Source organism: Salinicola sp. LHM (assembly GCF_034479735.1).
GTDB classification, from domain to species: domain Bacteria; phylum Pseudomonadota; class Gammaproteobacteria; order Pseudomonadales; family Halomonadaceae; genus Salinicola; species Salinicola salarius.
The window spans coordinates 3,706,047-3,725,926 of record NZ_CP140261.1; the positions used below are offsets into that span (position 1 = coordinate 3,706,047).

The 19,880-nt window shown below is 61.3% G+C and carries 13 protein-coding genes and 1 CRISPR repeat array; of the genes, 3 read left to right on the forward strand and 10 right to left on the reverse strand.

Annotated features, from left to right (window positions below; genetic code table 11):
* Window positions 1-160: 160 nt before the first annotated feature.
* Window positions 161-1,279 (forward strand): NAD-dependent formate dehydrogenase, encoded by a 1,119-nt coding sequence (locus R5R73_RS16875; RefSeq protein WP_071230846.1) that lies wholly within the window; start codon window positions 161-163, stop codon window positions 1,277-1,279.
* Between the two features lie 217 nt (window positions 1,280-1,496).
* Here R5R73_RS16875 and R5R73_RS16880 read toward each other — a convergent pair whose 3' ends face one another.
* The 8 genes from R5R73_RS16880 to R5R73_RS16915 form a co-directional block, all read right to left on the reverse strand.
* Window positions 1,497-1,871, reverse strand: a complete 375-nt coding sequence (locus R5R73_RS16880; RefSeq protein ID WP_071230847.1) for a hypothetical protein — start codon at window positions 1,869-1,871, stop codon at window positions 1,497-1,499.
* 216 nt (window positions 1,872-2,087) lie between these two features.
* A CRISPR array of direct repeats spans window positions 2,088-6,315; the repeat unit is 28 nt; unit sequence TTTCTGAGCTGCCTGGGCGGCAGCGCAC.
* Window positions 6,316-6,380: 65 nt separating this feature from the next.
* The gene (istB, locus tag R5R73_RS16885) at window positions 6,381-7,154 is read right to left on the reverse strand and encodes an IS21-like element helper ATPase IstB (RefSeq protein WP_322527534.1); all 774 of its coding nucleotides are present in this window, start codon (window positions 7,152-7,154) and stop codon (window positions 6,381-6,383) included.
* Complete coding sequence (gene istA / locus R5R73_RS16890) at window positions 7,147-8,670, reverse strand: IS21 family transposase (protein ID WP_416221188.1); 1,524 nt, start codon at window positions 8,668-8,670, stop codon at window positions 7,147-7,149. Before istA (R5R73_RS16890) ends, istB (R5R73_RS16885) begins: the two co-directional genes overlap by 8 nt.
* Before the next feature lie 414 nt (window positions 8,671-9,084).
* Entirely contained in the window at window positions 9,085-9,654 is a 570-nt protein-coding gene (gene cas6f, locus R5R73_RS16895) for a type I-F CRISPR-associated endoribonuclease Cas6/Csy4 (RefSeq protein ID WP_322528128.1), read from the reverse strand.
* A gap of 3 nt (window positions 9,655-9,657) precedes the next feature.
* On the reverse strand, window positions 9,658-10,689 hold the full coding sequence (gene csy3 / locus R5R73_RS16900; protein WP_071230849.1) for a type I-F CRISPR-associated protein Csy3: 1,032 nt from the start codon (window positions 10,687-10,689) through the stop codon (window positions 9,658-9,660).
* Window positions 10,690-10,708: 19 nt separating this feature from the next.
* On the reverse strand, window positions 10,709-11,719 hold the full coding sequence (gene csy2, locus R5R73_RS16905) for a type I-F CRISPR-associated protein Csy2 (protein WP_071230850.1): 1,011 nt from the start codon (window positions 11,717-11,719) through the stop codon (window positions 10,709-10,711).
* Window positions 11,716-13,068: a type I-F CRISPR-associated protein Csy1 gene (gene csy1, locus R5R73_RS16910; protein ID WP_071230851.1), complete on the reverse strand. Its 1,353-nt coding sequence runs from the start codon at window positions 13,066-13,068 to the stop codon at window positions 11,716-11,718. Before csy1 ends, csy2 begins: the two co-directional genes overlap by 4 nt.
* A gap of 402 nt (window positions 13,069-13,470) precedes the next feature.
* The gene (locus tag R5R73_RS16915) at window positions 13,471-14,853 is read right to left on the reverse strand and encodes a hypothetical protein (RefSeq protein WP_322528129.1); all 1,383 of its coding nucleotides are present in this window, start codon (window positions 14,851-14,853) and stop codon (window positions 13,471-13,473) included.
* Between the two features lie 108 nt (window positions 14,854-14,961).
* Between R5R73_RS16915 and istA (R5R73_RS16920) the strand changes: the two genes are divergently transcribed.
* Window positions 14,962-15,984, forward strand: a complete 1,023-nt coding sequence (istA, locus tag R5R73_RS16920; protein ID WP_322528130.1) for an IS21 family transposase — start codon at window positions 14,962-14,964, stop codon at window positions 15,982-15,984.
* A complete protein-coding gene (istB, locus tag R5R73_RS16925) occupies window positions 15,981-16,760 on the forward strand; it encodes an IS21-like element helper ATPase IstB (RefSeq protein WP_322528131.1) in 780 nt (259 codons plus the stop codon). Before istA (R5R73_RS16920) ends, istB (R5R73_RS16925) begins: the two co-directional genes overlap by 4 nt.
* A 59-nt stretch (window positions 16,761-16,819) precedes the next feature.
* Here istB (R5R73_RS16925) and cas3f read toward each other — a convergent pair whose 3' ends face one another.
* Complete coding sequence (cas3f, locus tag R5R73_RS16930) at window positions 16,820-18,862, reverse strand: type I-F CRISPR-associated helicase Cas3f (RefSeq protein WP_322528132.1); 2,043 nt, start codon at window positions 18,860-18,862, stop codon at window positions 16,820-16,822.
* Window positions 18,859-19,842, reverse strand: coding sequence for a type I-F CRISPR-associated endonuclease Cas1f (gene cas1f / locus R5R73_RS16935; protein ID WP_322528133.1), 984 nt, complete (start codon window positions 19,840-19,842; stop codon window positions 18,859-18,861). Before cas1f ends, cas3f begins: the two co-directional genes overlap by 4 nt.
* Window positions 19,843-19,880 lie beyond the last annotated feature (38 nt).

Genomic DNA, 19,880 nt, shown 5'->3' on the forward strand with positions numbered 1-19,880 from the left:
GTATCCGGTTATTGACCGAGATACATTTTGAATCCTGTTTTACGCGCTGCGCGTGTATCAATCCCGCCATCCTTTTCTACGCTGCCTATCTAGACCGCATGAAGACAGCCGACTGAAAGTCAGCGTGCGGTTTCACTCTCTACAAGGAGGTAGGCAGGCTATGGCAAGAGTGCTTTGTGTTCTGTATGACGATCCCATCGATGGGCACCCCACCGAATATGCCCGTGAGGACATCCCCAAGCTCGAAAAGTATCCGGACGGTCAGGCCATGCCCAAGCCGAGCCATATCGACTTCACGCCCGGCGAGTTGCTGGGCGACGTGTCGGGCGAGCTGGGGCTACGCCGATTCCTCGAGGACAACGGTCATGAACTCATCGTCACCTCCGACAAGGACGGCGAGGATTCGGAGTTCGAGCGCGAGCTGCCAGAGGCCGATATCGTCATCTCCCAGCCGTTCTGGCCGGCCTATCTCGATGCCAAACGGCTGGAAAAGGCCAGGCAGCTGAAGCTGGCGATCACCGCCGGGGTCGGCTCCGATCATGTCGACATGGACGCCGCGGAGAAGCACGGCGTGAAAGTCGTCGAGATCACTCAGTCCAACAGCATCAGCGTGGCCGAACACGTAGTGATGCTGATCCTGAGCCTGGTGCGCAATTTCGTCCCTTCCCATCAGTGGGCAGTCGATGGCGGCTGGAACATCGCCGACTGCGTGAAGCGCGCCTATGATCTGGAAGGCATGAAGGTCGGCACGCTGGCGCTCGGCCGAATCGGCTTCGCCGTGCTCAAGCGTCTCAAGCCCTTCGACGTCGAGCTCTACTATAACTCGCACCATCGCCGTTCCGAGGAACTCGAAAAGGAACATGGCCTGACCTGGTGCGACAACATGGAGGAACTGGCCAGAACCTGCGACGTGATCACCCTCAACGCGCCGTTGACCAAGGAGACCCGGCATATCGTCGATGCCGAGATGATCAGCAAGATGAAGCGCGGCACCTATCTGATCAACACGGCCCGCGCCGAGCTATGCGATCGCGACGCGGTGGTCGAGGCGCTGGAGAGCGGCCATCTCGCCGGCTACGCAGGCGATGTGTGGTATCCGCAACCGCCGGCCGAGGATCATCCGTGGCGAACCATGCCGCACAACAACATGACGCCGCACGTCTCGGGCTCGACGCTGCCGGCCCAGGCGCGCTACGCCGCTGGCGTACGGGAAATTCTCGAAGCCTACTTCGCCGGTCAGCCCATTCGCGAAGAGTATGTAAAAGTCGGCGACCCTTGATCGCCGACCGGCCGCGAGGCGCTGAGGGAACGGTCGGCGATAACCCGAACAGCTCCTTAGACTCCCATTGACGCCAGCGCATCCCGAAGCTCCCGAACACCAGCCATAAAAAGCCCCGGACCAAGGGATGGACCGGGGAAGTTGGAGGTATGGGGGAAATCGAGGGACACGCTGCTCGGCGCCCGCCTCTCGGGCGCCAACCGTTGATATGGCGCGATCAGTCGAGGCTGGCGAAGGTCACTTCGACATTGCCCTGGCCGGCATCGGCGCCACCGTTCACGTTCTGCAGCGCCTGCGCCGCGGCCACGCTCTGACCCTGGCCGACGAGCCCAACGTTGCCGCCAGCGATATCGGTTGCTCGCTGCGTGACTGCCGCGACATAGGCCAGTGAATGGTCGGCTGCGGTGCTATGACCACCGCTGACGGTATCGATGCGATAGTCGGTCGGCAGCAACTGATAGCCGGAAGTCGTCTGGGTATTCAGCGCTTCGTGCTGTTGGGCGAATGCGCGCTCTTCCATGACGCTGTTGGCCTGAGCGGCGGCAGGCAGTGCAACGACCAGTGCGATAGCGGCGAGAATGCGAGTTTTCATGATGACACTCCAATATCTGCGTTTGCGTGGCAGGCCCCTTGGCCTAACCGATGACGAGATTATGGAGGCCAACTAATTAGGTGGCTAATAAATTGGCACAAAGTCGAGTATCAGCGGGATTGATGGGCACCAACTGCCCGCCATACCCCCTGCCATGCTATTGAACTACCTGTGCGGCAGCATACGATCCGTTCCCCGCAAACGTGGGGATTAACCTTTCTGAGCTGCCTGGGCGGCAGCGCACCGGTGCCGACCGGCGTTCGCCCGCGATAGTCCTTTCTGAGCTGCCTGGGCGGCAGCGCACGCCTGCAGGTTGCCGTCGGCAGCGGCGTAGATTTTCTGAGCTGCCTGGGCGGCAGCGCACGCCTGATCTGCATTACTGCGAGGCACATTACATTTCTGAGCTGCCTGGGCGGCAGCGCACGCTTTATCACGTTCAGTGCGCGTGGGAAGCGTTTTCTGAGCTGCCTGGGCGGCAGCGCACCTGGAAGCGCGGGCGTTCGTTCTCAGCAAGCATTTCTGAGCTGCCTGGGCGGCAGCGCACCGCTGCGAGGCCACCAAGCGCACGCTCGAAAATTTCTGAGCTGCCTGGGCGGCAGCGCACGGCATCCTTGATCTGCGCCGCCCAGCTATCGCTTTCTGAGCTGCCTGGGCGGCAGCGCACGTAGCCGTTGACCCCGTACTGCGTGTCCATCATTTCTGAGCTGCCTGGGCGGCAGCGCACACCTGCGAAACCATATGGCATGAACGCATCAATTTCTGAGCTGCCTGGGCGGCAGCGCACAATGGCTCGCGGGCTGTCGGCTTGGCGGTCTGTTTCTGAGCTGCCTGGGCGGCAGCGCACGCACCGCCGTGTCGCTGCCTGCCCTGAGCAATTTTCTGAGCTGCCTGGGCGGCAGCGCACATCGTGCAGCGCCCGCCGGTGGCGGCCTCGACTTTCTGAGCTGCCTGGGCGGCAGCGCACCCGGTCATCGGATGGTCGATGATGATGGCTGATTTCTGAGCTGCCTGGGCGGCAGCGCACTTTACGGTGACGCTGCCGCAGCGGCGGCGGTTTTTCTGAGCTGCCTGGGCGGCAGCGAACCCGACGATCCAGATGGTGTCGAACAGGTCGATTTTCTGAGCTGCCTGGGCGGCAGCGAACTGCTCAGCAAGCGGGGGCAGGGCAAGGTTAAATTTCTGAGCTGCCTGGGCGGCAGCGAACCTGCTCCCCCGTCAGCGCCGTCGCGTCCTTGATTTCTGAGCTGCCTGGGCGGCAGCGAACGCTATCCAACGCCTGGGTACCGCTCGCCCAATTTTCTGAGCTGCCTGGGCGGCAGCGAACATCTGGTAGTCGGATAACTGCCGGTTGAGACTTTTCTGAGCTGCCTGGGCGGCAGCGAACCCGGCGCCGGCGAGGGGCTCGGCGACGTCACCTTTCTGAGCTGCCTGGGCGGCAGCGAACCTGACCTCATCGAGCTTTGGCATTCTCATCACTTTCTGAGCTGCCTGGGCGGCAGCGAACGCGCGTAGCGCGGAAACGGGTTTAGAGCCTCTTTTCTGAGCTGCCTGGGCGGCAGCGAACCGCGACGAGTGCTGGTTGTGCGACATGTCCGGTTTCTGAGCTGCCTGGGCGGCAGCGAACGCTACATAGGGTATGACACGGCAACCGGAAGATTTCTGAGCTGCCTGGGCGGCAGCGCACACTGCGCAGCGTTGCTGCCAGGCCATCGCGGCTTTCTGAGCTGCCTGGGCGGCAGCGCACTTACATATTGAGGAAATACGAGGTGCTGGTCTTTTCTGAGCTGCCTGGGCGGCAGCGCACCAGAAGGCACGCTGGGGCGTCGACGTCCAGTTTTTCTGAGCTGCCTGGGCGGCAGCGCACGGGGTATGCAGTAGCTGGCGGTAATGCTGGCGTTTCTGAGCTGCCTGGGCGGCAGCGCACGCCTTGACGGTCGCTATCGCGTCGTAGCGTTCTTTCTGAGCTGCCTGGGCGGCAGCGCACGTCTTGACGCCCTCGATCGCACGTAGCCCAGCTTTCTGAGCTGCCTGGGCGGCAGCGCACGGTCACGCCCACGGGCAGGGCGGCGCCGATCATTTCTGAGCTGCCTGGGCGGCAGCGCACTCGCGATCGACTACGTCGCGCAGAGCGATGCCTTTCTGAGCTGCCTGGGCGGCAGCGCACCTGCCGTATCTCGCCTGGGCCTTGTCCGTCGATTTCTGAGCTGCCTGGGCGGCAGCGCACGCTTGTCGGCGTCGAGGCCCGAACCGGCCCCGTTTCTGAGCTGCCTGGGCGGCAGCGCACATGCGGTACAGGTGCGAGCGGGCGTTCTTCCATTTCTGAGCTGCCTGGGCGGCAGCGCACACGATGACCGGCGCGGCCTGGTTGCCGATGGTTTTCTGAGCTGCCTGGGCGGCAGCGCACACCGGCAACGAGCTCGCCGACGAGGTGCTCAATTTCTGAGCTGCCTGGGCGGCAGCGCACGCGATATCGGCGTGCAGGTCAAGCCGAGCGGCTTTCTGAGCTGCCTGGGCGGCAGCGCACGACCGCATTGTGCGCACGGTGAATGACCATAATTTCTGAGCTGCCTGGGCGGCAGCGCACGGCGGAGGTGCGGTATGAGTGAGCGAGCCGAATTTCTGAGCTGCCTGGGCGGCAGCGCACGGGTTTCTCTTCCTTATCACGATGGCCACAACTTTCTGAGCTGCCTGGGCGGCAGCGCACATCGTCCATGCGCTCCAGCGTGTTTTCCCACATTTCTGAGCTGCCTGGGCGGCAGCGCACCGTCTTCGTCGATATCGTCGCCTTGGATCTCCTTTCTGAGCTGCCTGGGCGGCAGCGCACGTCGGCGAGTCATCCTGCGCCGAGAACGTGACTTTCTGAGCTGCCTGGGCGGCAGCGCACTTCTCGATCACGCTCGACCTAGGTAATAGCAATTTCTGAGCTGCCTGGGCGGCAGCGCACAGCAGCAGTGCCCAGCGTTGGCAGTCCGAGCATTTCTGAGCTGCCTGGGCGGCAGCGCACTTTTGCGTAACGAGGCGCTGCTGGCCTCGCTCTTTCTGAGCTGCCTGGGCGGCAGCGCACGCGTAGTAGTCGCGATAGAAGTTCTTCGGGTCTTTCTGAGCTGCCTGGGCGGCAGCGCACGATAGCTTTGGCGGCGCTCTTCCCGCTGTCAATTTCTGAGCTGCCTGGGCGGCAGCGCACGTCAAGGCGATGGGCAGCTACGTCGCAACAATTTTCTGAGCTGCCTGGGCGGCAGCGCACCTATCATCAACATCCTGAGCGCGCTGCTCCATTTTCTGAGCTGCCTGGGCGGCAGCGCACTTGTCGACGCCCTGAATCTGGCTTACGACGAATTTCTGAGCTGCCTGGGCGGCAGCGCACTGCTGATCTGGGACGGCATCGAACTCACCGGCTTTCTGAGCTGCCTGGGCGGCAGCGCACCAGATAGGCTGTCTATCGCCACGGGGGCACTTTTTCTGAGCTGCCTGGGCGGCAGCGCACCGTACCGCATCCGTGTTAAGCATTGTTTTGCTTTTCTGAGCTGCCTGGGCGGCAGCGCACCACGTTAAAAAACGAGATAGAGCCGATCGACTTTTCTGAGCTGCCTGGGCGGCAGCGCACAGCACGCCTTCAAGCCAAGGCGGCTTCCAGTTTTTCTGAGCTGCCTGGGCGGCAGCGCACGAACGAGCTGAAGGCGTCTTCGCTGCCATCAATTTCTGAGCTGCCTGGGCGGCAGCGCACCCGGGGTACGGGCGAAGCCTGTCAGCGTTGGCTTTCTGAGCTGCCTGGGCGGCAGCGCACCCCGCACGCCGGTGGATACGGGGCGTGCACGTTTTCTGAGCTGCCTGGGCGGCAGCGCACTCGTTTTCTACGGCAGCGGTTATCTGCTCGATTTTCTGAGCTGCCTGGGCGACAGCGCACATTGATCAGCGCTTCAGCGGTGTAGCACGCAATTTCTGAGCTGCCTGGGCGACAGCGCACTCATTTTCGACGGCAGTGGTTATCTGCTCGATTTTCTGAGCTGCCTGGGCGACAGCGCACTGATCTGGCGATTCGATATCGGTGACCTGGAGTTTCTGAGCTGCCTGGGCGACAGCGCACGTGCGCGGATCGCCAAAGCGCAGACCCTCCCATTTCTGAGCTGCCTGGGCGACAGCGCACGCTACGGCGGCGTAATACTCGAGCGACGACTTTTTCTGAGCTGCCTGGGCGACAGCGCACACCGGCAGCGACAGCTCGCGCCCCAGCTCGCGTTTCTGAGCTGCCTGGGCGACAGCGCACTACGAGCGAGAGCTCGCGGAGCTGCGCGACCATTTCTGAGCTGCCTGGGCGACAGCGCACAGCGAGGAGGCCATCGACTGGCTGATTCGCCATTTCTGAGCTGCCTGGGCGACAGCGCACGTTTGCACGGTCGTCGAGGGTCAGCAGCTCATTTTCTGAGCTGCCTGGGCGACAGCGTATGCGACGTCAACTACTTTGGCCGCTTGGCGACAATTAAAATGGCCGGTTGGGTGGGGTAGTTGTCGTCAGTCCGACGACCCAGCTTTTCCTCCTTGTAATTGTCGTTGATAAGCACGCTTACGGTAGCTCTCCCCGCTCAGCTCCATCAGCGTGGCGTGGTGCACCAACCGGTCGATGGCGGCCACGGCCATCATGCTGTCGGGGAAGATACTGTCCCAGGCGCTGAACGGCTGGTTGGCGGTGATGATCAGGCTGGCCGACTCGTAGCGATGGGCGATCAGCTCGAACAGCACTGACGTCTCGGCCTCGCTGCGTTGGACGTAGCCGATATCGTCGATCACCAGCACGGCGTACTTGTCGAGCTTGATCAGGGCGTCGCTCAGGCGCAGTGCCTGCTTGGCAGCCTGGAGCTCCTGGACCAGGCTTGAGGCGGTGGCGTAGCGCACCCGGTAACCCTGGTCGACCAGCGTATGCCCGAGCCCGGCCGCCACGTGGCTCTTGCCGACGCCGGAGGGCCCAAACAGCAGCAGGTTGTGAGCCTGGTCGACCCACTGCGTGTCGCCGGCCAAGGCGCTCAGTTGCTGGCGCTGCTCGGCCGCGATGGCGTCGAACTCGAAGGACTCCAGCGTCTTGCCCACCGGCAGCCGGGCCTCCTTGAGGTGCCGGGCCAGCCGGCGTCGCTCACGCTCGGCCAGCTCGTGCTCGCATAGGGCGGCCAGTGTTTGTGGCAGGCTCCAGTTTTCGGCTCGGGCGCGGGTTTCCAGCTGGGGCCAGCAGGCGGCCATGGTGGGCAGGCGGAGCTGTCGCAGTAGCAGCGGCAGCGTCTGGGCATCAGGCATGGCAGCACACCTCTGTGGTCGGCACGCTGGGCACCAGATGGTTGTAGCTGGCGATGTCATGCTGAGTCACCTGGGGGAAAACCAGCGTGGCGCTCGGCGTGGCGGCGAAGCGGGCCTGGAGCTCGGCCAGCGTCGGGCTCTTCCCGCGCGCCAGGGCGCCCAGCCAGTAACTGGCGATCGCCTCGGCCTGGTCCTGCTCGGCGGCCAACGCCAGAGCGCCAACGATGCGCTTGCAGGCCTCGGCGACCGGCAAGGCGGCGGTCAGCCGGGCGTACAGCTCGCGCCACTCCGCACTCGGCAACAGGTCGTCGCGGAACGTCAGCCCCGCCAGCGCCCGGGGCTTGCGGACCAGCCAGCCGATCACATGGCGGTAATCGATGACCCGCAACCGGCCGCTTTCCGGCGTGGCATGCAGCCGCCTCAGCGTCAGCAATGCTTGCTGTGCGTGATGCAGCACCAAGCGATCATCGTAAAGGTGCACCCGCAGGTTCTCGCCGATCAGCCGGGACGGCACCGAGTAGAGCACCTTGCGCACCTGGATGGTGCTGGAGGTAGTGACGCGCACCGTCACCTCGCTGTAGTCGGTACCGGGCCGGCTGGGCAGTGGCTGCAGCGCGCCACGCTCGACGGTGATCCGGGCCGCGTTGCGGCGGTTGATCGCGGTGGTCACCTCATCGAGGAAGGCCTGGTAGTCATCGAGGCTAGCGAAGTCCTGGGAGCCGCGCAGCGTCAGGCGCTGTTGCAGGCGCCGCTTGAAGTGGCCATGTGGCGACTCGATGCTGGCGTTTTCATGGCCGCGCCCTGGGTTATTACGGGTGGCCGTCATGCCGTAGTGAGCGCACAGGGCAGCATAACGCTCGGTGAGGTCGGCTTCCGCCTCCCGGCCGAGGTTGCGGAAGGCCGCCGACAAGCTGTCGGTGCGGTGCTCCGCGGGGACACCGCCAAGCCGCTCCAGCGCACGGGTCAGGCCTTCAGCCAGCGCCGGGTAGCTCTCGCCACCGAGCACCACCCGGACATAACACCAGCCGCTGTAGGCCAGGCGGAAGTGGTAGAGCCGGTGATCAAGCAGCTCCCCTGCCACGGTAATGACAATCCCCTTGAGCTCGGTGAAGTCGGAGAGGCCGCGCAGCCCGGGGCCATGGGTTTGCGGGAACATTACCTCTTTCTCCGGGCCGTGCGCGGCTCGCCAGCCCTTGACCCGGCGCTGCAGGGTTCGCAGCAGGCTGTCCGGGTACTGGCCGGGGTGCTGCTCCTGCAACCACTCCAGCAGGGTCAGTGCCTGCAAGCCCGGGGCGGCGGCCAGCTGGGGGACGAGCGTGGTCTCCCACACATCGGCGAAGGGGTCGGGCCGGGTTCGCCAGTGCCGTGATGCCGGCGGCTCGGAGGACTCGGCCCGGCGTTCGAGGCGGCGAGCGGTTCTGACGGAGAGGCCGGCCTTGGCGGCGGCGACCTCCTGGGTCTGGCCTTGTTGACGTTGCGACATATAGAGCGTGACCTGTTGGCTGGTGACCGCCATACCGGCTCCCTGGTGGGTCGGGACAAGCGGTCAAGCTTAGGGCAACCGGTCACAGTAGTTGTCGTCGGCCGGCCAGAGTAATTGTCGCTCTATAGACAGCGCACGCGACATGCAGGTGCGGCGTCGCCTCGGCGACTTTCTGAGCTGCCTGGGCGACAGCGCACCGGTGGCTTCGTCACCAGGCGCGACGTTGAGCTTTCTGAGCTGCCTGGGCGACAGCGCACCAGATCACCGCCGTGCGTGACGCGCACGGCACTTTCTGAGCTGCCTGGGCGACAGCGCACTAGAGATTACTACAAATAACGTCCTGATTGTTAAAGAGCTTTGGATGAAAAAAAGCGACATTCCCCTTTTTCGAGCAATGCCGCTAAATGATTGATTTTTAAAGACCCATATTTATTCTATAAAAAAGGGTCAAAACCAGGGCACTGTGGCTTCCGAGCTCAAGCCGTAGTGATTGAAGCTACCGGCAGTGGGCTGCGACTGCGTCTCGCCGTGTTCGATGAACAGCGCAAAACGCTGGCCACTGGATCGGCTACTGACTTGTACGAAGGGCAAGGCGATTTGCCGTTCGGCGGGCTTCTCCATCAGGCGTTGCGCTTCGTCGAACTCGATGCCATGGCGCTTGGCATAGCGTTTTGCCCGGCTTGGGCTGCCCGTATTGAACTGCCTGCGCCGGACGATCCGATAGCTCACCTCGGCGGGCACCGGCTGAACGGCTTCTAGCTGTACATGATCCCGCATACCGGCGAGCCACGGCATCGCCATCAGTTGCTCCAGCCGTTCCTTGCTGCCATGCAACCGCAGCCGATCACCTGGTGTACGGGCGCGCGCACCGATCTTGTGATCAGGGAAGCTGACGCCGATATCGTTCGCTTCCAGGTCAAACAGCGCCCGATGCAGCTTGCCGTAGAGCGCGCCCATCAACATCGATTCCGGGAAATCCGGATCGGAGCGCAGGCGAATGTCGATGTAGTGGTCCATGACTTACCCCGCGTCGCCGAAGACACCGCCGCGAATCAACGTCGCCATCACGAAGTGCTGGTCTTCGGGGGCGGGAGCCTGATCCTTGAGTAGCCAGTTATCGAGCAGGTTGTAGAAATCCTTCTTCTGCTTCGGCTGGCGATAGGCAGTGCCCTGAGTAGTCACGGAGCCGTAAGGTTCGACGGCGATGGGGCCAAGGTCGCTGCCGTCTTCCGGCGCCGGATACCAGGTATCGATGGTGCGCAGGGCATTACCCAGCTTCTGGGAGTGGATGCCGGCAATGCCATTGACCTGATAGAGCGTCTTGCTCTTGTCGCCGCGTCCGCGATCCAGAATCAGCTCTTGCGAGGGGAAGACTTCCTGACCGGCACCGACATGCGCGAAGGCAACGATTTCGAGCAGTAGATAGCGTTTACCTCCCAGCGCATCAGCAATCAACTGTGCCAGTGCGGCTGTCTGTCCATCATCACCGAAGTCACGCAACGAAAGGGACAGCGCGTCGAATGTCCATTCCTGGGCAACCTGACCACGCTCCATATGCCGGATGCGTACCTCAACCTGCTCGGCACCGACGCGGTTACGCCATAGGAAGCGCCCGTTGGCGAGGTTGTGGGCGTAGCGCCGTGCGAGTTCGCTGAAGCCGTGTTCATTTACATAGCCCGCTACGGTCTGCTGTAACTTGGCCTGATAGTCGGCATTGTTGCAGGCCGAGGGGGTGCCGGCACCGCTCAGCACCCGCAGAGTGAAACGCGCCATCAACGTATCAGCCTCATGGGGCAGGGTGGCGACATCGACAGTCTGCAGGTTGGGGTTCTGGATGCTGGCGTCCAGTTTAGCAGGGTCCTGATCCTTGGCTTTCAAGCGATTGGAGATGGTGCCGCGCACAGATTTTTCGCGGACTTCGATCGGCTGCCAGGCATCGAGATCACTACGTTGCGCCCACTGTCCGGCGTAGAGCAACGCATCGGAGGGGTCGAGTTTGCGTTCGAAGGCGAGGACGGAGGCAGTTGTCAAAGCATTATTGGATTTAGCCATGATGAAATTCCTTGTCTAGTCAGTCGAGATCGAATTCGAAGTGGTAAGCGGGCTCTTCGCTATCAGCGGCCTGGTCATAGTCGTTGCGGCAGCGATACAAGTCATTTTCCGGCTGGCTGTCGGCGTACCAGAGGAGTTGCCGGGCAGACTGGATACGGTGTGGGCTTATCCATTCGCCTACGGAATAGAGGCTTTCAACAAAATGGAATGGAACTTCGGCATCACGTGCATTGCTGACGCTGCCTGCCGGATGTAGTTCGCCAAGTGCACCGTAACCAATGGGGATCGGCACGACCCAACCTTTTCCCCGGCGATCGTTGAGCCATTTACCCTTACCTGTTTCCTCGTCTACTTCGTAATGCCAGTTGATGCGCGACAAGGAAAGCCAGGCATCAAGCGGGCTGGCCTTCGGGTCATTTGCCTGCATTTCGGTCAAGCGTTCTTTCAGCCGGTCATCGCGGGAGACCAAGGTAAAGCCGGGCAGTAAGCGCATGCGTGCCTTGCGGAAAATGGCATCGCAATCGGCTTCCGTGCCGGTCAAGTCGAGTACATAGGGTTGATAACGAGGAAGCCCAGGGTGGGCTGGAGGTATCAGCGTACCGCCGGCAATGCGCATGCTGGCAAGTAATTCCGCCACGGCCGCAGCATCGTCCTGGCGAGCTTCCGGCTCCTTTTGCCAATGGTTACTTTCGACCGCCAGCACCAGGCTCAGATCCAGGTGGATACGGCCTTCCTCGACGATGCCGGGCGGCTTGCCGTCCCTGCCAACGGGATTGCGAGTCAGACGGAAAGCCTTTACGAATCCGCTCTCGGTAACGAGTTCCTGGTAGTCGTGGCAAACCACGCCGACCGCTTTGAACTTGAGGTCCAACCCCGCCGAATGCGCTTTGCGCTCCAACGCCCACATCAAACCGAGGAAGGCCGTCATCGAGGGAAAGCCGTGGGTCAGCGGGCTGGAAACGGCGTTGGCGTTTTGTACCTGCAGGCGAGGCAGTACCAGCAAATGGTTGAAGTTCGGGCAGGTGCTCATGCTTCACCTCCCGCGGAGGCACGCCGTTGCATAGGCACCGGCCAGGCGGCATCAATAATGGCCTGCTTGGCCCAATGCCGGTACTCGACTTCGCTTACCGCCGTAAGCCCGGCTTCGCGCAGCCGCTCATTGACCCAGTTGGCAAAACGGCCGGCGACCTCATCCGGCCAGTCGCCGAATGTATAAGCTGCGTTGAATGCACGGTCATCATCAGCCTGCTCGGGATCGCGGCGAAGAGGAAGTTCGGTGCGCTCCGGGTCCAGCCACAGTTTTTCGCACAAGGGCAGCGTGCAGTCAGGGTCTCGGGTCCAGCCCGGTTCAAGGCTGGCGCGGATGGATACGGCAAAAAGGGCCAGTTGCTGTCCCAATGCCTGCTCGATGGCTTCGCGCTTCTCGACGAGATCCATATTGCGTGGCTTGTCGGCAACGGATTTCAGGAAAGCTGCCAATTTGCGCAGCAGGAATGGCACTCCCTCGTACCACGCGAACCGCTCTACGGCCGAATCCAGATTGAGCAGCCTTGGTTTACGTTCTTGCTGCCATTTGGGAGGAAGCGATGCCAGCAGATAGTTCACCCCTCCCCGTTCGCTATTTAACTGGCTGACATTTTGGGGCTTGGTGCCGCCTAATTTGCGCGCAATGAGATTGCGATAATCACGATACTCTTCGTTATAAGTTTCTTTTGCGCGGAAGGCCTGTCGTGCCAGTTTGTTGGCTTCACCGAAGCGTGCATCCTGAATGTCGGCATGAACGGCATGTGCCAAGCTGCTGGAGAACATCGGTTGTAGCAGGTGATACTGATCATTGCGTGCCGGCTCATTGCCAATCAACCAATAGACCTGCTTAGCCATTTCATGCGAGACAGGGGCGGTATTACTGCGCACCAGGCTGCTAAAAGCTTCCATCCAGCCGGAAGCAAGCTCGGCATCAGCACTCAGGGCGTCCCGAAGATCGGGATCGCCATCCCGCATCCAATCCAGCAGGCGACGGTTCTCCACCTCTAGTTTGAGGAATTTGAACACGTCCAAGGCTGCCGCATTGCCGACGATGTCCTCAGAGTAGCTATCCCTCAACAGATGGGAGCCAACTTCGGCATGGCTAGGCAATGTTTCAGGTTCGGCGTGTAAGCTGCTACCGCGTGCGTCGGGGTGAGAGGCCTTGAGTACATGGGTGACAGCCTGAATCTGGGTGACCCGCCGGGCAGCATCGGCCAGCCAAGCCGCATACTCATATTTTGCGGCCGCTTCGGCATCGTCTTCCTTGCCTTTCAGCTTGACCTCGCGTCGTGCCTCGATAAAGGCGGCGATGGCTGAGCGAAAGTGCCCGGAACGTTTCGATTCTTTACTCATTGAGACTCCATTGCATTCGACCCTAACGGGTCGTGCATGTAGAATCTCTACGGCAGCAAGCCGCCGTAGAGGCGTTGCTAAAAGACCAAAGTCTTTTATTTGGCGCTTCTGATCATGTGTTGGTAAAACACACTTCCTCCTTAGCTCTGCTTGCGTAGGGTAGGAGCCGGGCTCAATCGGCTTGCTGTTAAGCTCAGGAATCGTTAGCGCGATTCCTGAGCGTTCTTAAGCCTGACACCCTGCCTACCGCCTGTCAATGCCACTGTCTGACTAATGCTTTACCACTGTCTGGTTAATGCGATACATTTGCTTAACGGCCGGATAGGTCGCTCAGAAAACTGTATGGCTGATGCTGTCCATGCACGTTAGCTGCCGCACAGGCAGCCTGGGGCCGCAAGGCCCCTACCGTTTTTTTCCGAAGCCCAGTTGCGGGTGATACCGCCACCCTTCATCGTTGGCAGGCACTTCCACTGTTGCCATGCGTTTAGCGCAATCACACAGTGGCAAATCGAGATAGTCAGCCTGCTCGGCCAGCAGCTTCATCAAGTCAAACTCGCCCCACGGACCGATACGTTCCCCAAATTCAAACACCACATCGTGACGCTGGTTGCCTTCGACAAGCGGGTAGAGCTTCTGGCCTCGTCGTGTCTTGTCATCTTCGATGCGGTGCAGCTTCAACATCTCTTCTTCGTCATCCGGCAGGAAGACCAGCGTGGTGGTTCGAGAAGGATCGTCACGAAAGGGTTGTTGCTGAGGAAGTACACCTGTCAGGGCTGCGCCGGGGTATTTCCAAGTAGCGAAGGCTGCATCCAGCTCCAAAGGGGGCGCTTCGGCGCCGGGCTTGCGGGCGGGTGGCAGCATGCTGGTGGCCGTTCTGGCCTGTTCGAGATCGACCAGACTACGGTTAGGTTGCCAAGCCTCTGTTGGGCGGGGAAAGACACGTGGCAACGCATTGATTGCCCGGTACTCTTCCTCGGTCAATAGCTCACTCAATCGGTGGGTAGATAACTGAAAATGGTGTGCGCGCTCACCACCTCCCGTTTTTTCGAATCCCGGCCGGATATATGCCACGCCATCCCGAGCGCCTTTCTTGAAATGCTTCAAGTTGGTGTCGAAGATCAGCATGTTGGGTTTATCGCCGCACTTGCCGCGATGCCGCTGTACGCGCCCCGCTAACTGAATCAACGAGCGCATTGATGAAGGTTCTGCCACGGCCCAGCCGGCATCCCAATCTCTGCCTACCTCACATACAGGACTCGCTAAGACAATAAATAAATGATGTTTTTCAGGATAAGCATCCAGTGCATTGCGAACGCTGGGCAACTCGTATACCGCTTGTCCTTCCTTGCCACGTCGGTTGAAAGCGGCATCGAGTTGATACTCGATAGCCGAGCGCTGTACCAGCGGGAAGCGAGCATGATAAACGCATAGATGAATGCGGGTATCATCCGGCGCACCGAGAGCGAACAAGGTTTGCGCCACATCGAACAGCGGGTCGATGTTGGCCATGCGTACCAAGCCGAAGCTGACTTGCTTACTGCTGACGGGATCGGTTTCGGCGTGGTCCTGGTGTAGCCGCAGGCAGGCCTCCCGCACCTGTCGAGCGAACTCGGCGTGTATCTTTTCGCCTGGAAGATTGGTGGCAATAGTCAGGGGAAGGATTGCACCGCGCCGCAAAGGCCCACTTTTCTTCTCTGCGTTTACCAGTTGTGTGGCGCGTTTACCGACAAACGTGTTGTGCTCGCTGAGGAACTCGCGGCCATTGGAGCAGGAGGCGGTATGCACACCAAACTCATCGGTCCATAGATGTCATCGCCAATGTAAAACTGACCCCCTGACGCCGAGGTAAATTTGACCCCTCTGGGCGAAGATGGTGGCTTTTGAGCCGCCGAGATGTTGACCCAGGAGCAGTCAGTGGAGATCAAAGTGTTGGCCCGTCAGGGCCATGGCATCAAGGCGATCGCCCGGGAGCTGGGGCTCTCGCGCAATACCGTCCGCAAGTACCTACGCGGCGAGAAAGACTTGCCACGCTATAAGGCGCGAGTACCGCGACCCGGCAAGCTCGACGCCTTCAAGCCCTATCTTCAGGGACGTATCGCGGCGGCCCGCCCGCACTGGATTCCGGCGACCGTGCTGATGCGTGAGATTCAGGCGCAAGGCTACGCCGGCGGCATCAGCCAGCTAAAGGCTTATCTGGCGCCCTTCAAGGGCCGACCGGAGGACCCGGTCGTGCGCTTCGAGACGCCGCCGGGCAAGCAGTTGCAGGTCGACTTCACCACGATCCGGCGCGGCCGCGAGCCGCTCAAGGCCTTCGTTGCGACACTCGGCTACAGCCGAGCGACCTTCGTGCGCTTCTCGACACGCGAGGACAGCGAGGCATGGCTGACCGGCCTGCGTGAGGCGTTTGTCTACTTTGGCGGCGTCCCCGAAGAGGCGCTGTTCGATAACGCCGGCACCATCATTACCGAGCGCGACGCCTACGGTGACAGCCGGCATCGCTGGCATCCGGCCCTGGCGGCGCTGGCCGAGGAGTACGGCTTTCGCCCTCGGGTCTGTCGCCCCTACCGGGCCAAGACCAAGGGCAAGGTCGAGCGCTTCAACGGCTATCTCAAGGGCAGCTTCATCACGCCGTTGGCCGCCACGCTCAAGAGCGCCGGATTGATCCTGGACGTGCCGACGGCCAATGCCCACATCGGCCGCTGGCTCGATGAGATCGCCCATCAGCGGGTGCATGGCACCACCGGCGTGCCGCCGGCGATGCGACTGGCCGAGGAGCGCGGGGTCCTGTTACCGCTGCCGGCGACGACCACCAGCATCGTTCCGGTACCGGCGTTGCGGCCGGGGCGCGCGTTACCGCATGAGAGCCTGCAGCATCCCTTGTCCGTGTATGACCAGCTGTTGGAGGCCCGCCCATGAACTTGCAGCACGACCGCATCAGCGAGCTGTGCCAGGGCCTCAAGCTCGAACGCATCGGCAGCGATTGGTCGCACCTCGCGCAGCGGGCGGCCAACGGCGAGGCGAGCTTTGCCGACTTTCTCGAGACGTTGCTGAGCGCCGAAGCCGATGCCCGGGCCGAGCGTTCGCGCCAGACGCTGTTGAAGATGGCCGCCTTCCCGGCGGTGAAGACGCTGGAGCACTACGACTTCGCCTTCGCCTCGGGAGCCCCACGTGCGCAGCTTCAGGAACTGGCGGCACTCAGCTTCATCGAGCGCGCGGAGAACATCGTCCTGCTCGGCCCCAGCGGCGTGGGCAAGAGCCACCTGGCGATTGCGTTGGCCTACCGCGCCGTCATGGCGGGGATCAAGACGCGCTTCGTCAGCGCGGCCGACCTGATGCTGCAGCTCACGGCGGCACACCGCCAGGAACGGCTCAGGGAGTACTTCAACCGCGTAGTGATGGGGCCGCGCCTGTTGGTGATCGACGAGATCGGCTACCTGCCCTTCGGGCGCGACGAGGCGAACCTGTTCTTCAACGTCGTTGCCAAGCGCTACGAGCGCGGCAGTATGATTCTGACCAGCAACCTACCGTTCACGCAGTGGGCCGGGACCTTTGCCGACGATCAGACGCTGACCGCCGCGATGCTGGATAGGCTCTTGCATCACGCCCACATCGTGCAGATCACCGGCGAGAGCTACCGTCTCAAGGACAAGCGAAGAGCTGGTACCACTCCGCCGGCAACGGCAGCCGAATAACCGACGGATCCAGGGGGTCAATATTACTTCGGCGATTCAGAGCCAAAGAGGGTCACTTTTCAGTCGGCGTTGACAAATAGACAGGGCACTTCTACCATTGCGTCGGTACGGCCGCCGTCGCGGCCTCGGTTCTGCCGATATTGTTGACGTCCGGCGCGATAGGCCTGGTACATGCCGGTCACCAGCGAAGGCGGCAAGGTCGCCGAAGAGAGCACTACCCGTGTACCCAGCATGCCTGCCCAATGCACCAATCGGGTCAGCGCGGGCAAGTCATTGAGATCGTAATCGTCCAGTTCGTCCAGTATCAGATCGCTGCTCATCAGGCGCAGCATGGGGGCGATCTGACGACCGGCACGCAGCGATTCGGTCGCTGGCACCATGTGATCCACGGTACAGGCCAGTATCGGTGCCGACAGCAGTTTGTGGATATTGCTATCTCTCATCGCGCGTGACAGTAACGGATGATCGGCAGTGACGCCTTCGTAGAGAACGTAGCTGTCTTCCTCGATCAGGTTCTGCACCGATGCTGAACCATGCGCTTCGGCTTGTGCTTCGTAAAACTCGAACAGACTGCGGCTGGCTGAACCGCCAACCTGAACAGCCAGTTCGTCATCACCGAGATGAAGGTCGGTGCGATAGCTACGCCCCGTCTGGAGCGTCAGGGTACGCAAGCCCAAAGCGTAGGTAGCACGCATGCCTTGCTGAGGGTCAGCCAATGCATAGAGGATGCGAGCATTGGCGAGGGTCTTGCCGCAGCCGGTAGAAGCCATGTTGACGATAAAGGCGCCATTTTCGCGTGCCGACTCGCGCAACGCCGTGGCGGCATCGGCTGCCTTGTCCTGCCACCTGAAACGATCGACCTTGCTTCGTTTGCGCAGCCCACGGTGGTTGGCCAATCGTGGTAGATAACGCTCGAAACCGGGCAGAGCATGAGCCATCAAGCCTGCCGTGTGAGTCACGCCAAGCAGGTGCTCGTTCAACGACTGATTCGCTACCGTAGAACCATGTCGGTCTCGTGTCGTGTTGGCCATCAGCGATGCTTCGGAATCCAGGAACCGCTTACGCTCCCAAACAGGCTTATCCTCCTTGTCCAAGCCCAGCCCCGAATAATAATGGTCGGCCAGCATGAGACTAAGCCTGGCCAAGTGCATGACATAGGGGTTACTGAGCCACTCGTCGTTACGACGCTGACGTAACGCCAAGAGGTGCCTGGCGAGCCGTGCCGCTATCTCACGCCACTTTGGTTCACTCATCGGCAGCGAACCGGCAAATTGCCAGTAGGGCTTGATTTGCGCACGCTCGGCAGATTGGCGGATCTCGTTCCAATCGTGGGCGACCAGCGAGAGCGGTTTTTCCAACCAGAGCGAGTTGTGACTTTGCGAGCGTTTTCCAAGCCGCTCTTGTGTCCCATCGGCATTCTTGACCGGCACTACCGGCAAGCGGTGATGGCTTACAATCAGCCAGGCAATGGCGGCAGCCAGTGGAGGCAGGTCACGGAACGGATACTTGTTGTCAGCATCCAGCCCATCGCGTTGATAACGGCCAGAAGCGATCCATTCCCGTTCATTGAAACCGTCTCGATCCGCTAGCCGCTGTAACCAGCCTTCATCATCATCCAGACCGACGAAAGCCAGGAACAGGCGCAGCGACACCCACTCATGCCGGTAAAGGTTTTTCTCCTTTAGCTTGCCATCCAGACGGTCCTGGAAGGCAACACTCCCTTTTCCCAAGTCGTGCAATAACGCCGCCATTTGCGCGAGTAAGCGGATATCTTCTGCCGTGTGCCAATCATTCTCATCTTCCGTACGCAGAATATTGCGCCGTGTGGTATTGGTCGGCGTCGCGCCCCGGGTGTTGAACTGCGAGGCATCGCCTACCACCCACATCAGCTCGCTGTGGTCATGGCCGCGAATCCAGTGACACGCCACGGCGGTATTCTTGCGGGCCGTCTTGCGCAACAGTTTGCGTAGTGTGTCGAGCCCGGCCTGGGTAATCGAGGTCTGCCAGGTGCGTCCGCCGCGACGTTCGGCGAACTGGTCGAGAATACGGCGCGTTTCCTTGAGCGCGTTCTTGCTGCATTGCGACACCAACAGCACGTTCATGGTGTGATCCCATGGCCGAGGCGTTCGGCCGTCGCCTTCAGGGTATCGATCATCACATCCAGGGCTTCCACCTGCGTGAGCCTATCGATGCACGCCTGGCGGAATTCCTGTTCTTCATCCCCGCGGCTGGCCGAGATGAACGCTTGTGGGAGGATCACGGCGTCCTTGACCAGATCCGCGACATCGAAGACAAGGCCACCCCGGCGTGTCTTGCCATGCAGCACCGCGAGGCCATGTGGAATCCCCAGCACCCAGGTCGCGGTAGCGCCCAACCCGTAGGCCAGATAATTGCCGTGATCGAGGAAGCGATTGGCCGGATCGGCGCCCTGCCCGCGCTTGACGCGGATAAACTCACCATACTGGGCAGCATGGCTTGCCAGCCGAAACAGCTGCTTGGTGAGCCGAGCTTCTTCGGTCAGTAGCGCGGTGGTATCGGGAGCCGAGTCGATCGCCTGCCGACTACGCGTGAGCAATGCGTCCAGTTCTGCCTTGCTGGGGGTAAAGCCGGTATCGCGCTGGAAGCGTGGCGCCGTCCAGAGGCGTTCGACCTGAGCGAGCCGGGCACGCTGGAAACATCGGGCCGCTTCCAGCCGCTTGTCGTCGTCGAACCAGAAGCGAACCCAGTACTGTAGATATTCCGTCGGCCGGTATTCGCTCTGCGGAGTCAGCCAGGCGACATCCACGTCCACTTCATTGGCTGCGAACAGCGGCGTACCACCACCGCCGCAGAAGCCGACCAGCACGCCGGCCTTGGCTAGCTCGCGCATCGCCGCCTGGGTAATCGAGGTGCCGGTTCCCAGCAGCAGCGAAGTGGTATTGGCAATGGGGATGTTCCAGTATTTCGAGCGCTTGCCTTCGTCGGTGACGTATTCGACACGCCCACCATTGACCAATACGCGGCAGTGCTGCAGGTAGTACAGGTTCGCACGCTTCGAGTGCAGGATCGTTTTGAGATCGCTTGAAGAGAGATCTTCCATCATGGCGTCACCTGCCAGCTGTCTTGTAACCGTTGGTAACG